At 70.3% G+C, this 14,242-nt stretch carries 11 protein-coding genes; 4 read left to right on the forward strand and 7 right to left on the reverse strand.

Features of this window, described 5'->3' with window-relative positions; genetic code table 11:
• Positions 1–66 precede the first annotated feature (66 nt).
• The 4 genes from D7V97_RS01750 (at position 67) to D7V97_RS01765 (ending at position 7,062) form a co-directional block, all read left to right on the forward strand.
• Positions 67–1,887, forward strand: a complete 1,821-nt coding sequence (locus tag D7V97_RS01750) for an aminopeptidase P family protein (protein WP_120608830.1) — start codon at positions 67–69, stop codon at positions 1,885–1,887.
• A 95-nt stretch (positions 1,888–1,982) separates the two neighbouring features.
• On the forward strand, positions 1,983–2,309 hold the full coding sequence (locus D7V97_RS01755) for a hypothetical protein (protein ID WP_147444646.1): 327 nt from the start codon (positions 1,983–1,985) through the stop codon (positions 2,307–2,309).
• 18 nt (positions 2,310–2,327) lie between these two features.
• Complete coding sequence (locus D7V97_RS01760; RefSeq protein ID WP_233582455.1) at positions 2,328–3,512, forward strand: phage capsid protein; 1,185 nt, start codon at positions 2,328–2,330, stop codon at positions 3,510–3,512.
• Positions 3,513–3,753: 241 nt separating this feature from the next.
• On the forward strand, positions 3,754–7,062 hold the full coding sequence (locus D7V97_RS01765) for a Dauer Up-regulated (RefSeq protein WP_120608833.1): 3,309 nt from the start codon (positions 3,754–3,756) through the stop codon (positions 7,060–7,062).
• A 12-nt stretch (positions 7,063–7,074) separates the two neighbouring features.
• Here the strand turns inward: D7V97_RS01765 and D7V97_RS01770 are convergent, their stop codons facing one another.
• The 7 genes from D7V97_RS01770 to D7V97_RS01795 form a co-directional block, all read right to left on the reverse strand.
• The gene (locus tag D7V97_RS01770) at positions 7,075–8,637 is read right to left on the reverse strand and encodes a DHA2 family efflux MFS transporter permease subunit (protein WP_120608834.1); all 1,563 of its coding nucleotides are present in this window, start codon (positions 8,635–8,637) and stop codon (positions 7,075–7,077) included.
• A complete protein-coding gene (locus D7V97_RS01775) occupies positions 8,634–9,854 on the reverse strand; it encodes an HlyD family secretion protein (protein WP_120608835.1) in 1,221 nt (406 codons plus the stop codon). Before D7V97_RS01775 ends, D7V97_RS01770 begins: the two co-directional genes overlap by 4 nt.
• Complete coding sequence (locus D7V97_RS01780; RefSeq protein WP_120608836.1) at positions 9,851–10,435, reverse strand: TetR/AcrR family transcriptional regulator; 585 nt, start codon at positions 10,433–10,435, stop codon at positions 9,851–9,853. Before D7V97_RS01780 ends, D7V97_RS01775 begins: the two co-directional genes overlap by 4 nt.
• A gap of 60 nt (positions 10,436–10,495) precedes the next feature.
• On the reverse strand, positions 10,496–11,689 hold the full coding sequence (locus tag D7V97_RS01785; RefSeq protein ID WP_120608837.1) for a toxin-antitoxin system YwqK family antitoxin: 1,194 nt from the start codon (positions 11,687–11,689) through the stop codon (positions 10,496–10,498).
• A 136-nt stretch (positions 11,690–11,825) separates the two neighbouring features.
• The gene (locus D7V97_RS01790; protein ID WP_147444647.1) at positions 11,826–13,199 is read right to left on the reverse strand and encodes a hypothetical protein; all 1,374 of its coding nucleotides are present in this window, start codon (positions 13,197–13,199) and stop codon (positions 11,826–11,828) included.
• Between the two features lie 121 nt (positions 13,200–13,320).
• Positions 13,321–13,464, reverse strand: coding sequence for a hypothetical protein (locus D7V97_RS44465; protein WP_158623244.1), 144 nt, complete (start codon positions 13,462–13,464; stop codon positions 13,321–13,323).
• 15 nt (positions 13,465–13,479) lie between these two features.
• On the reverse strand, positions 13,480–14,190 hold the full coding sequence (locus tag D7V97_RS01795; protein WP_120608839.1) for a CapA family protein: 711 nt from the start codon (positions 14,188–14,190) through the stop codon (positions 13,480–13,482).
• Between the last annotated feature and the right edge of the window lie 52 nt (positions 14,191–14,242).

Raw genomic sequence — 14,242 nt, forward strand, 5'->3', positions numbered from 1 at the left:
GGGAGTCCTCGAAAAGCGCCCCTGTTTCCGGCATGACGGGTGCGAGCCGGTACGACGGAGGAAGTCATGAGCCTTCAAGAGAGCCAGGGCGCCCAGACGCGCGAGCGCATCACGCGGCTGCGGCAGGTGATGCGGGCCCACGACGTGGCGGCGGTGTGGGTGCCGTCGAACGACCCGCACCTGTCCCCGTCCCCCCCGCGCCGGTGGAAGGGGCGGGAGTGGCTGTCGGGGTTCACCGGCTCGCTGGGGACGCTGGTGGTGACCGAGGACTTCGCCGGCTTGTGGGTGGACAGTCGCTACTGGGATCAGGCGGACGCACAGCTGGCGAGCAGCGGCATCGTCACGGTGCGGATGACGAGCGCACCCGGGCAGTCGCACCTGGACTGGCTGGCCGCGAACGTACAGGCGGGGCAGACGGTGGCGGTGGACGGCGCGGTGCTGGCGTTGGGGCAGGGCAGGGCGGTGGCCTCGCTGTTCAAGGCGAAGGGCGTGAAGCTGCGCACGGACCTGGACCTGGTGGCGGAGGCCTGGACGGATAGGCCGGGGATGCCGACCGCGCCGGTGTATGCGCATGAGCTGTCGCCCGGCCCGCGCGCGGAGAAGTTCCGGACGCTGCGCGCGGAGATGGGTCGGCTGGGCGCGACGCACCACCTCATCTCCACGCTGGACGACATCGCGTGGCTGACGAACCTGCGCGGCGCCGACGTGGACTACCTCCCGGTGTTCCTCGCGCACCTGCTGATGGCGCCGGAAGGCGCCCGACTGTTCATCACCGAGGGCAAGGTGCCGGACGCACTGCGCGTGGCGCTGGAGCAGGACGGCATCACGCTGGTCCCCTATGCGCAGGCGGCCCAGGCGTTGGGCGCGTTGCCGGAAGGAACGAAGCTGCTCCTCGACCCCCGGAGCGTCTCGCACGGCCTGCGGCAGGCCGTGGCGCAGGGCGTGTCCGTGCTGGAGGCGCTCAACCCGTCGACCGTGGCCAAGTCCCGGAAGACGCCCGGGGAGCTCGCGCACATCCGCACGGCGATGGAGCAGGACGGTGCGGCGCTGTGTGACTTCTTCGCGTGGTTCGAAGCCGCGCTCGGCCGCGAGCCCATCACGGAGCTGACCATCGACGAGCGCCTGTCCGCGGCGAGGGCGCGTCGTCCGGGCTTCGTGTCGCTGAGCTTCAGCACCATCGCCGCGTTCAACGCGAACGGCGCGATGCCGCACTACCGCGCGACGAAGGACTCGCACGCGACGGTGTGTATTCCGGGCCAGCCCGCGCGGGGCCTGCTGCTCATCGACTCCGGCGGGCAGTACACGACGGGCACCACGGACATCACCCGCGTCGTCCCGGTGGGCGAACCCACGGTGGAGCAGCGGCGCGACTTCACGCTCGTGCTGCGGGGCAACATCAACCTGTCCAACGCCCGGTTCCCCCGGGGCACGCGCTCACCGGCCCTGGATGCGCTGGCGCGAGCGCCGCTGTGGGCGGAGGGGTTGGACTACGGCCACGGCACGGGCCACGGCGTGGGCTACTTCCTCAACGTCCACGAGGGCCCGCACGGCATCTCCCCGACGATGCCCAATGAACCGCACACGGCGCTGGAGCCGGGCATGGTCACCTCCAACGAGCCCGGCCTCTACCGCCCGGGCCACTGGGGCATCCGCATCGAGAACATCCTCGCCGCCGTCCCGGCGGAGACGACTGCCTTTGGCGAGTTCCTCCGCTTCGAGACGCTGAGCCTGTGCCCCATCGACACGCGGCTCGTGGACCGCAACCTGCTGTCCAGGACCGAGCTTGACTGGCTCAATGCCTATCACGCCACGGTGCGCGAGCGGCTGCTGCCCCACGTCGAAGGCGCCGCGCGTGACTGGTTGCTGCAGCGGACCGAAGCCCTCTGACGAAGCTTCAACAGGGGCGCTGGACGGCCCATGCCCGTGTGGACATGCTGGGCGCCGCGGGGGGCCGGCCCTGCATGTCCTTGACGTGGATGCACATGCGCTCGACCTGGTGGCTCCTGGCTTCCCTCGCGGTCCTCCCCCTGCTGGCCTGTGACAGCAGCGATGCCGTGGGTGACTCCTGCGGCGAAGGCACCTGCACCGACAACCTGGAGTGCCGTCAGGAGTTTCCCGGCGGCTTCTGCGCCCAGGCGTGTGAGCAGGAAGGCGTGCGGGGCGGTTGCCCCGAGGACACCGTGTGCGCGACCCAGCTCGGAACGCTGCTGTGCTCGCCTGTCTGTGATTCCCAGGACGACTGCCGCGACGGCTATGCCTGCAACGGCGTCAGCGGCACGGACATCAAGGCCTGTCGCATCAAGATATAAACAGGCAGGCTCCGGGGCATGAACCCTCCCTCCTGGTCGCTCCGCAGGTGTCTGCCCCGACGCCTGATGACGTTCGCGCTGCTCACGGCTTCCTTTGGTGCCTGTGCTCCGGAGGAGGCCCTCCCGGATGACACGCAACCCGTGGCGCAGGTGGAATCCCCGCTCCCGGCGGGAGGCTGGAGGGTGCTGATGCCGAGCGGCGGCGCTCCCATCCGGGGCATCACCCGCCGCGCGGATGGCGTGCTCATCGGCGGGTCGAGCTGGGGGCACGGCATCGACGTGTGGACGAGCACCAACGGGGGCGCGAGCTGGGCGCTGCACGGCTCCGTCGCCAACAACCCGAACGTGGAGTTCGGCGACGTGACGATGCGCGCCATCCCGGGCACGCACACCGTCTTCTGCGCCTTCCGCGAGTACGCCAACGGCCAGTTCCGCGTCACCATCACCCGCAGCGACAACGACGGCGACGGCTGGGTCTACGACAGCACCGTCGTCGGACCGACGTCGCGCTTCGTGGGCGCGCCCTTCCTCTTCCAGCGCGGCAACGGCGACCTGCAGGTCTACTACGACTCTGAATTGCTGGCCGCGCAGGGCGGCTTCCCCGGCCACCAGTGGATCGCCATGCAGGGCCGCCAGGGCACCGCCGGGGCGTGGACCGCGTACGGCACCGTCACCGTGTCGCGCGACAAGCGGGCGGGCGCGCTCAGCCGCGAGGGCATGCCCACGGTGGTGCAGCTCGCCGGGGACCGCATCATGGCCGTCGTGGAGGGCGTGGAGGCGTTCCCCACCGGCGGGGCCCGCGCCAACGTCATCAACGCCGTGCAGTCGTGGGATGGCGGACGCACGTGGGACGACTCCCTGCGCCGCACCGTATACAGCTCGCGAATCGATGCAGGCTCCGGCCGCCGCTACAACGCCTACGTCCCCTACGCCATCCGCGTGGGCAACGGCCCGGTGGGCGTCGCGTTCTGCACGGACGAGGACAAGGCCGGCCCGCCCGACCTGTCCAGCGCCCCGGTGGACCAGCGCAACTGCCACGTCGGCTTCGTCACCACCACGAGCAACTTCGAGACCTGGTCCGCCCCCAGCCCCGTGTGGACGGGGACCTCGCGCAACTACACCCCCGGCCTCTTCGAGCGCGCCCCCAATGACGTCATCGCCGTCATCGATGGCCTGGGCACCAACCGCGTCCTCCAGCGCTGACCGCAGCGCCTTGACGCACCCGGGCAGAAGCCACGGCGCTCCCCGTGGCTTCCATTGCGCCCGCAATGTCCTGCCGCGTCATCCGGAAGGTCAGCGCGGGCTGTAACCCGCAGAGGGGCCAGGGCGTAACGCATGGGTCCGGGGGGACTTGTGCGCAGGAGGTCTCCGCCAGCAACATTTGTCTCGATATGTAGAGAATCCTCGGAACCGTTCTCGGTTTCTGAAGGTAGGAGAGTTCCCCATGTCCCGCCCTGTTGATGGAGGCTCGGCCGCCGCCGCTGCCGCTGCCGCCGCCGCTCGCGCCGCCGCCGAAGCCGCTGCCCGTGCCGCCGCCGCCGCCGCGAAGGCCGCTGCTGAAGCCGCTGCCAAGGCGGCCGCCGCTGCCGCCGCCAAGGAGCAGGCGAAGCCGCAGGTGCAGCTCTTCCAGCGCGACGAGTTCACTCCTGGCAACAACTCCCGCGCCCTGAACAAGCTGACGGGCGAGTCCCCAGCGCCGTTCGCTCCGCTCGACGCGGGGAAGCCGGCCGCCGCGCCCGTGGGTGCGCAGGGCCCGCAGGGTACGAAGCCCGAACCCCACGCCGAGGCGCTGCCCGACAAGCCGGAGGACCTTCCCAAGCTCTTCCCGGAGCTGAAGGACAAGAAGAAGGAGGACCTCCAGAAGGCGTACGACTCGCTCAACAAGCTGGGCACCGGCAGCTTCTCCGAGCGGGCCACGGCCCTGGGCGAACTGGCGTCGCAGTTCCCGGAGACGGTCCCCAACGCGCTGGAGCGCCTGGGTGTCCAGGACAGCAAGCTGGCGAAGCTGGCCACCAACTCCGAGGCCCTGACGTCGCTGGGCACGCTGACCGACCCGAAGAAGAGCGTGCTGGAGAAGGCCCAGGCGAGCCTCACGCTGGCGAAGTCCGCGGGTGACATCTTCAAGCCGGAGGACCTGAAGGGCGTGCTGGACACGACGCTCAAGGGCCTGCCCTCGGCGGAGAAGCTCATCGGCGCCATTGGCAAGTGGACGGATCCCAACGCGTCCGCCGCGGACAAGGCGAAGGCCACGCTGGAGCTGGGCTCGGCGCTCAAGGGCTTTGTCGGGGACAAGTTCCCGGACCTCGCCAATGATCTGCGCAAGCTGGACGGCCCGCTGCGCGCCGCGGGCGCCGCCATCACGCTGTTGGATCCGAACGCGAAGCCGCAGGACAAGGCGCTCGCCGCCGCGCAGCTGCTCGCGGAGGTGCCCGACCTCAAGAAGAACCTCACCGGCTTCGCCGACCTGCTGAAGGGCGCGGGCGTCACGAACGCCACGGACGTCGCGCAGCAGGGCGCGCGGCTGGCGGACGTGAAGGTGAAGGGGCTGGACCCTTCGCTCGCGTCGAAGCTGACGCCCCAGCAGTTGCAGAAGCTGGACGCCGCCGCCACGAAGCTGGGCGGCCCCGAGTCCATGGAGTCCGTCCTCAAGGGCATCACCGATCCGAAGTCGCTGGACACGCTGGTGGGCCAGCTGGACACGCTGGACGCCGCCGCGGGCAAGCGGCTGGTGAGCACCCTGGGCGGCCTGGAGCACAAGGTCCTCAACGAGGCGCTCTCCGACCCCAAGACGGCCGAGCAGCTCACGAAGCTCGCGTCGAAGCTGGATGACGACGCGGGCAAGGTGCTGGCCAAGGCCGTGACGGAGATGGACTCCGGCGCGCTCAAGGCGCTGCTCAAGTTCACCGACGGCGTGGGCGCGGACGCGCTCAACACGACGGTGAAGGGCCTGGGGCCGCTGTTGGACAAGGCGGGCAGCAAGCTCGTGGGCCAGGGCCTCAAGGTGATGGAGAAGGTGCTGGGCAAGGTCGGCGTGGAGATCACCGCCGACGTGGCCGGCAAGGTCTTCAAGAACCTGGCGAAGGTCGTCCCGGTGGCGGGCGCGCTGCCCAACGCCATCGACGCGGTGAAGTACGAGAAGGAAGCCGCGGAGCTGCACGGCAAGAACAACGACCTGGGCTACTTCGCGCACACCATCGCGACCCTCAACGTCGCGGACGCGGGCCTGGGCATCGCGCTGGACCTCACGGGCGTGGGCGTGGCCGCGGACGTGGGTGCCAGCGTGCTGCTGGGCGCGGCCGAGCTCGCGCTGGACATCGGCTTCAGCCAGGAGAAGGCGAAGTTCGAGGCGGATCCGGAGGGCTACAAGGCCCCGGGCTGGATGAAGGCCGTGAACCTGGCTGGCGCCGCGGCGCAGGGCCCGGCGGGTCTGGTGCAGCTGGCCACGTACTACGGCCCGGAAGGCGCCGCGCAGCTCGCGCAGTGGGGCGTGGAGACCGCCGCCAAGGGCGCCGTGAAGCTCGCCGAGTTCGCGGGCGTGTCCCAGGCGGAGGCCGCGGGTGAGGGCCTGAAGACGACCGCGGCCTTCATCCACAAGATGGCGGACGTGGTGCGCAATCCCTCCAAGTACGGCGAGGCCATCGCGAAGCAGGCGGCGGAGACGTTCGACGCCGTCATCGCCAAGGGCGGGGAGATCGCCAAGGAGGCCAAGAAGGTCCTGGGCAACGTCGTCGACGAGGCCAAGAAGCTGGGTGAGAAGGGCCTGGACACGCTGAAGTTCATTGCCCAGAACCCGGGCGAGTCCGCGAAGCTGGCGTTCGAGGGCATCAAGAGCATCGTCAACTCCGGCGTGGACCTGGCCACCGACGCGGGCAAGGCCGTCTACAAGAAGGCCGTCGAGACGCTGAACGACCTGCAGGCCGGCTGGGACAAGCTCACGGGCGCCGCGAAGGAGAAGGCGAAGGAGCTCATCGACGGGGCGAAGAACCTCGTCTCCTCCACGGTGAACAAGGCGAAGGAGCTGGGCGAGAAGGGCCTGGACCTGCTGGCCTGGACGGCCACGCACCCGGGCGAGGCCGCCACCAAGGCGAAGGAGGCCATCACCGACGCCATGGCCAAGGGCGGAGAGCTGGCGAAGAAGGCCTGGGACTCCGTGAAGGCGCTGGGCTCGAAGGGCGCCGAGGTGGCGGAGAGCGTCGTGCGCGGGCTCGCCAACGCGGGCGAGAAGGCCGTGGAGACGCTGCGCTACGTGGCGGAGAACCCGGGCGAGGCCGCCGAGGCGGTGCGCGACTGGGCGGGCAAGACGCTGTCGGACATGGCGCGCAAGGGAGGCGCGGCGGCCAAGGCCGCGGCCACGGCCATCAAGGACTTCGTCGACAAGCGCCTGGACTGGGCCAAGGGCTTCGCCAAGGACCTGCTCAAGGACGGCGTGGACGCCTTCAAGGAGGTCGCCAAGGCCTGGAAGGACAACCTCACCGAGGGCGGCAAGGAGCTGCTCGTCGCCGTCGCGGACCTGGGCGACGCGGGCGTGGACGCGCTCAAGGACCTGGCCGGCGCGGGCGGGCAGCTCGCGGAGGCCGCGGTGGGCCACCTGGACGACCTGGCGCGCAAGGGCGTGGAGACGGCGAAGGACGCGCTCGAGGGACTCGCGAACCTCCCCGGCGAGGTGGGCAAGCTCGCGGGCGACGCGTTCGACTCGGTGACGGACTTCCTCGACGACCTCATCCCGGACGTCGACATCCCCTTCGTCGGTTAGTCGCCCCCGCCGTCAGTGGGCCGCGTCCACGGGCCCGGCCGGTGAGGGGCCGGGCTTCTTCATGAAGACGATGAGGACGGACGCGGCCAGGAAGGTGAGGGCCAGCATCAGGAAGCCGCTGTTGAAGGCCTTCACCAACGCCTGCTCGCTGATGCGGTGTTGGAGCACCGCGAGCGCGGCGGAGTCAGGCGCGAACAGCCGGCTGCCCGGGCCCGCGCGCAGCGTCGCGAGCTGCTCCTGGACCCACGGATCATAAGCGTCCACGTGCTGCGTGATGGCGGCGTAGGCGCGGTGCGACTCGCGGTCCAGGATGGTGCTCATCCACGCGGTGCCGATGGAGGCGCCCAGCTCGCGCGTGAGGCTGAAGAGCGCCGTGCCCGCCGGCCGCTGGGAGGCGGGCAGGGCGGTGACGGCGAGGAAGGTGAGTGGGACGAAGCCGAACCCTGTTCCCACCGCGCGGATGAACAGCGGCGTCACCAGCGTGGACAGGTCCGCCTGCGCCGTCAGGTGGGCGTTGAGCCACAGGCTGGTGAAGATGCCCACGTTGGCCACCACCAGCAGCAGGCGCGGATCCACCCGCGTCACCAGCCGACCGGCCAGCGGGAAGATGAGCAATTGGATCCACGTGCCGAAGAGGAACACCCGGCCGATGTCGAGCGCCCGGTAGTGCATCACCGTGCCGCAGTAGAGTGACAAGAGCAGCGACCCGGCGAAGATGGCCGTGCCGATGAGGAAGTTGAGCCCCGTCGCCGCGGAGTAGGCCCGGTTGAGGAAGATGCGCAGCTCCACCACCGGGTGGCGCGTCTCCAGCTCGTGGCTGATGAACCCCACCAGCGAGATGCCCGCCACCACCGCGAGCACCGCGATGGTGGCGCTCTCGAACCAGCCCTCGCGGTTGCCCTCCTCCAGCACGTATTGCAGGGACACCATGCCCACCGCGAGCAGCACGATGCCGAAGCGGTCCACCGGCTTGCGCTCCGCCACGAAGCCGGGCTGGGCCAGGTGCTTCCACGCCACCCACGCGGAGAAGAGGCCGAACGGGACGTTGATGAGGAAGATCCAGTGCCACGACGACAGGTCGATGAGGTAGCCGCCCAGGCTGGGGCCCAGCAGCGGCCCGGTGATGGCGCCCATGCCGAACAGCGCGCCCGCCATGCCGTGCTGCCGCTCCGGGTAGCGGGAGAACAGCACGCTCTGGGACGTGGGGATGATGGCGCCGCCGCCCAGGCCCTGGAGCACGCGGAACACCACCAGCGACAGCAGGTTCCACGACAGGCCGCACAGCACGCTCGCGGCGGTGAAGATGAGGATGGACGCGGTGTAGTAGCGCCGGAAGCCGAAGCGCTTCAGCAGCCAGCCCGACAGCGGGATGATGGTGATGTTCGCCATCGCGTAGGCGGTGGACACCCAGGCGATCTGATCCAACGGCGTGCCGAAGCTCGCGCGGATGTCATTGAGCGCCACGTTGACGATGGAGATGTCCAGGAACGCCATCAGCCCGGCGAACATCGCGCCCATCGTGATGAGCGTCTTGTTGCCCTGGAGCTGCGTGTTCTCTTCGGCGGCGGCGCTCATGGCGCGTCCGTGTAGACGGTGGCCTCGGCGCTCATGCCCGGACGCAGCTCCACGTCGGGCCGGCCGTCCAGGCGGATGAGCACCGGCACGCGCTGCACGACCTTCACGAAGTTGCCGCTCGCGTTGTCCGGCGGCAGGAGCGCGAAGCGGGAGCCGGTACCGTGCGACAGGCTCTCCACGCGCCCCTCGAACTCGCGCCGCCCGAACATATCGAAGCGCACCCGCGCGCGCTGGCCGGGCCGCACGCGCTCCAACTGGTCCTCCTTGAAGTTCGCCACCACCCAGACGTCATCGCGCGGAACGATGGCCATCAGCGACCGCTCCGGGCCCACCGTCTGCCCCTCCTCGACCGAGCGGCGTGACACCACCCCGGCCCTCGCCGCGCGCACCGTGGTGTAGGAGAGGTTCAGCTCCGCGAGCCGGACGGCCGCTTCCGCCTGCTGCACCCGGGCCTCCGCCAGCGCGAGCACCGCACGTGCCGCGGCGAGCTGCTCGGTGGTTGTCTGCGCGGCCGTCAGGCGTCCGCGCGCCAGCGTCACGCCGCCGTTGGAGCCGGCCACGGCGGCGCCCGCGGACATGCGCCGGGCCCGCGCCTGCTCCAGCTGCGCGTCCGCCGCGTCGAGCTCCGTCTGGCGCAGGTCCACGTCCGCCTGGGCGAGGGCCTTCTGCTCGAAGAGCGTCCGGGCGCGGCGCAGGTTGGTGGCCGCGAAGAGCTGGCGCGACTGCGCGGCGGTGATCTCCGCGTCCGCCTGCGCGATGGCGGCCTTCGCGGACTCCAGCGAGGAGGTCGCGGAGGTGAGCCCGCCCTCCGCCTGCGTGAGGGACGCGGGCGCGGTGCGTTCAGTGAGGGCCAGCGCCGCCTTCGCGCTGTCGGAGGCGGCGCGTGCGGCGGCGAGGTCCGCGCGCGCCGCGGCCAGCCGGGCGGCGAAGTCCTCCGGATCCAGCTCCACCAGCACCTCGCCCGCCTCCACGCGCTGGTTGTCCACCACGGGCACGCGGCGCACCTGGCCCGCCACGCGCGAGGCGACGTTCATCACCCGCCCTTCCGCCTGGGCGTCGTCCGTCGTCTGCTGGCCCAGGTGCAGCAGGGACCAGCCCCCGGCGAGCAACCCCGCGCCCACCGCCAGGGCGCCCATCAGGAGCGGGGTGCGGCGGCGCTCCTTCACGGCGGGAGTGGAGGACTCCGGCGCGGAGGGGAGGGCGGCCACGGCGCTCATGCGCCCTCCTTCGTCAGCAGCTCCGCGCCCCACTTCTTCGCCGCGTCCAGGAACTCGTCACCCAGCTTCGTGCCGCGCATGGCGCGGGCCAGGGACAGGGCGCCGTACATCATGGCGATGACCGCCACGGCCTTCTCGCGGTGGCGCGCTCCCGGGCCGATGAGCTGCGCGAACGACTGGATGAACCCCTCCAGCTCCGACTCCAGCGCGCCCCGGTAGGGCTCGCCCGTGCGCGCCAATTCGGCGGTGATGTTGGGCAGCGGGCAGGTGGGCGTGGCGGCGTCGCGGTGCTTGGGCGACAGGTAGCGCTCCAGCACGCGGCGCGCGGGGTTCCTGGGCGCCTCCTCCTTCGCCTTCTTCAGGAGCGTGTCCCAGACCGAGTGCGCGGTGCTCCGGAGGGTCTCCGTGAACAGGTGCTCCTTCGACTCGAAGTGTCCGTAGAAGCCCCCCACCGTGAGCCCGGCCCCCTTCATCACATCCATGATGGAGCTGGCCTGGATGCCCCGCTCCAAGAGCAACGCGGCGGCGGACGCGAGGATGGCGTCGTGCGACTTCTGCTTCTGCTCCGTCTTCTGGGTCATGATGGATGATAGTCGTAATATTTCGACCATCATCCGTCAAGGCGATGTGGGGAGGCGGGCTCAGGGCTTCTTCTTGCGGGAGCCGTCCTCGTAGAAGGCCTCGTCCTCCACGAGGCCTCCGTCCGGGTTCCAGCGCTTGCGCTCGGTGACGCGGCCCTGCTTCCACTGTGAGTCCTCCACGAGGACGCCGTTCTCGGCCCACACCTGGCGCTGGCCCTCGGCGTCGCCCTGGACGAAGTGCTCGCGCAACTCGGGGCCTCCGTCGGGGAGGAAGGACTCGCTCAGGCCCTCGCGCACCCATCCGCCGTAGCCTTTGCCCCGGAGCTGGTTCTGCCGCTCGCGCAGCGCGCCGGTGTCGTCGAAGATGGACTCCACCGCGCGGTCGCCCTTCACGACGAGCTCGCGCTTGCGCTCCCCGTTCTGGAAGAACTCCACGCGCTTGAGCTGTTCGCGGCCCTTCCAGGTGATGACCTGCTTCTTCGCGCCGTCGTCGAAGAACTCCGTCTCATCGCCGTCCTTCTCGCCCCGAGCGTAGGTCGTGGAGCGGCGAGGCTTCCCCGCGCGGAACTCCGTGCTGACGCCGTCGCGCAGGCCGGCGGCGAACGCGGTGGAGGCGGTGCGCTCACCCTTGGCGTCGAACGTCTCCGTCGCCCCTTCGCGCAGCCCGTTCTTCAGCGGGATGACGGCGCGCTTCTGGCCCGTGGGGTGGAAGAACACGAGCGGCGAGGGGCCCTTCCAGACGCAGTCCTTGATGCCCGCCTCGCGCGAGGACTGGAGGCCGCACCCGGCTTCGGTCAGCCGCCCGCTCTCGTCGTAGTCCGCGTAGGTGCTCTTCGCGTCCTCGGGCTGTTCATCCGTGCGCCGGGACACCTTGCCGTTGCGGTGGTAGCGCAGCGACTCGCCGCGAGGATTGTCGTCGGCGTACTGCGTGCTCTCCACCAGCTTGCCGTCCTCGAAGCGCTTGAAGCCGCCGTGCCGCTTGCCGGCGCGGTACTCCTGCTCCACGGCCCGGCCGCCGGGCCAGCGGCGGATCTCCCAGCCGTCCTGCTTGCCGTCGCGGAACGAGACGGTGTGCGTCTCCTGCTTCGTGTCCTCGTCCACGCAGCGCACGGTGCCGGTGAGCTTCGCGGTGGAGCTGCCATTGTCCAGGTTGATGGGCTGGCCCTTGAACTGGCAGTGCTCCACGGCCCAGGACGGGGCCCCGAGCAGGGACACGGACAGCACGACAAGACGCATCACGGATGGCGCGCGCATGGGCATTCCACGGGAGGGGTGCGGAGGTTCCGGGCCACCCTAGCCTTGAGGCCGGGGCCCTGGAACCGCGTGCTTCCGGGCCCACACCCGCCACGTGCGCGGCGGGGGACCCGGAAGGTGCTTCAAACGGACTGCGTCACTCGAAAGTGAAGCCGAGCCGGCCGGTGCCGGGGCCGAAGTTCGTGTTGCCAGCGGCGATGTCGCTGCCGCGCAGCCAGCTCGTGCGGCCCTGCATCGGGTCGGTGACGAGGTACTCGCGGTTGGCGCCCTGGCCGCGCACGTCGGAGAGCATCAGCGCGTGTCCGCCGCCGCCGTTCCACAGCACCGCGATGGGCACGTCGATGCCGTCGCGAAGCAGCCGGTCGGAGCGATCCAACGCGGCCTGTCGGGACTGGGGGTTGTCCGCCACCGTGTGGGTCGTGTAGCGGTGGTTGTTGGAGGGCGCCACGCCCGCGTTGAGGATGTCGCGCATGGCGGTGTCGGTGACGCCCAGGCTGGGGCCCGTGCCCCCGTTGCGAGGCCGCGCGACGCCGCCGTTGGCCTCCAGCGTGGCGCGCTGTTCGCGGCCGATGGCAGTGGACGCATTGAGGCTGTGGATGGGCTCCCCGTGGAGCTGGCGCGCGTAGATGGGGTCCGCGTCCGCGCGGGCGATCTGCTGCGCTGTGGGGACGCACGAGTCGTCGAAGCGCTGCTGGAGCGCACCGGCGCCGCCGTTGGGGGCGATGACGGTGGACGTGCGGGCCAGCTCCGCGCGCGGCGTGCCGGCGATCTGCCCGGCGAAGCGGGCCACGTCGTCTATCTCCCGCGTCGTGTCGCCGAAGGTGTTGCGGATCCGGTCGAAGAGGCCGGGCGACTCCAGCTCCCCGCGCCGTGCGCCCACGGCCTTGAGGGTGAGCGCCCGCTCCATCTGCGGATCCGCGCCGGGGACGGCCTGGCCATTGCGCGTGCCCGCGTTCTGGAGGGCGCCCTGCAGGGTGTTGAAGTCCCGGCCCGTCATGCCGATGACGGCGCGAGCGGCATCGCGGGCCTGGGACGGGCCCATGACGCCTTCCTGGCCGGCGGCACCGGTGCCGCGAGGCTCCGCGACGGCGCGCGTCAGGGTCTCCACGGTGTCGCGGCTGAGCCGGTCCGGCCGCGTGGCCTGCATCGCGGTGAGGTCCAGATAGGTGCGCGTGGCGCGGTCCGCGTTGGGCGTGTTGAGCACGTTCTGGCGCAGGAACTCCGTCGCGTGGGTGCGGTCGGCCGGGGACATCGTGGCCAGCCGGCCCTGGAGGGCGGTGTTCGTCTCCAGCGTCAGCGGTTCGGCGCGAGAACCGGCGGCGGGCGCCGCGGGCCGGGCGGCCTGGGTGGCCTGCGTGGGACGAGCCCGGCGGCCGATCTCGGTGCTGTCGGCCTGGAAGGTGTCCTGGGTGTTGAAGCCCCGGGTGACAGGCGCGCGCGGTGCGACGGGCGGCTGCGATTCCGGCAGGCGCGTCTGGGTGACACCGGTGGATTGGATGCGGACGGACACGGACTTCCCCCTCTGCATGAGGCAGCAGCCCTGGGATTGTCTCCCAGGAGAGGGGGAAGTTGCGTCCTAACCGGAAAAAACCTCTTTCCCTGTGTGGTGAGGTCCTACCCGGCGGACGGGCCTACGGCTTCGCGACCCCGCTGCCCACCGTGGTTGCCTTATTCCGCAGGGCCTCCCACAGCCCCGCGTGGTTGAGCAGGATGTCCTTGATGCCGCTCCGGACGGTTTCGGAGTTCAACGCCTGCTTGCTCATCTCGAGCTGCATGGACGCCCTGCAGGCTCAGTCGGTTGAGGTCGAGACGAACTCGATGCACGAGGTGGGCAGTCCGGAGTCGGGCCGAGGGGCGATCAGCCTTGTAGGAAGCTGTTCGGTCGTGCAGCAGCGTTCGAGATAGGCGACCACCCGCCTGCCTTCGTCGCTGTCCGCGGACACGTGTATCGGCTCGTTGGCCGGATTGATGATCGCGGGCAGGAAGCCGGCGGAGATGCGCCCGGACGGCGCGATGTGGATCACCGCCGCGCCGGTCAGCCTGGAATCCTGGTGAAACGGCAGCAGTGGGTAGCCCTGCCGCGGGCGAATCATGAACTCGCCGAACTTGCGGGCCCATGCCGCCATCTCTTCCGGCCGTCCCACGCCCAGGTAACCGTCTCTCGCAAGGCGCTCAGCAAGGTTCGGCAGGTCGAACACATAGTGTCCCAGACCGTAGAAGATGGGTTTTCCGGAATGGAACTCGACACCGCGGAGCATGTGATGATGGTGGCCCACGACGATGTCGGCCCCGTTGTCGATGGCGAGCCTGGCCGTCCGTCGTTCGTGGTCGGTCAGCGAGAACGGCACGGTGGAGTCACCCCAGTGGAAGCTGACGACGACGATGTCTGCCTTCGCGCGTGCTTCGGTGATGCTGTTGTCGTCGCGGTCCACGAAGACATCGCCCACAGCGAGGATTGACAACCCGGGTCCATCGGGATGAGCGATGTTGTTTGAGGCCACGGCTCACTCCTACATCCTGCTCGGATGCGTTCCTCGTGCCTTCTACCATTGC

Source organism: Corallococcus sp. CA053C, assembly GCF_003611675.1.
Lineage (GTDB): Bacteria > Myxococcota > Myxococcia > Myxococcales > Myxococcaceae > Corallococcus.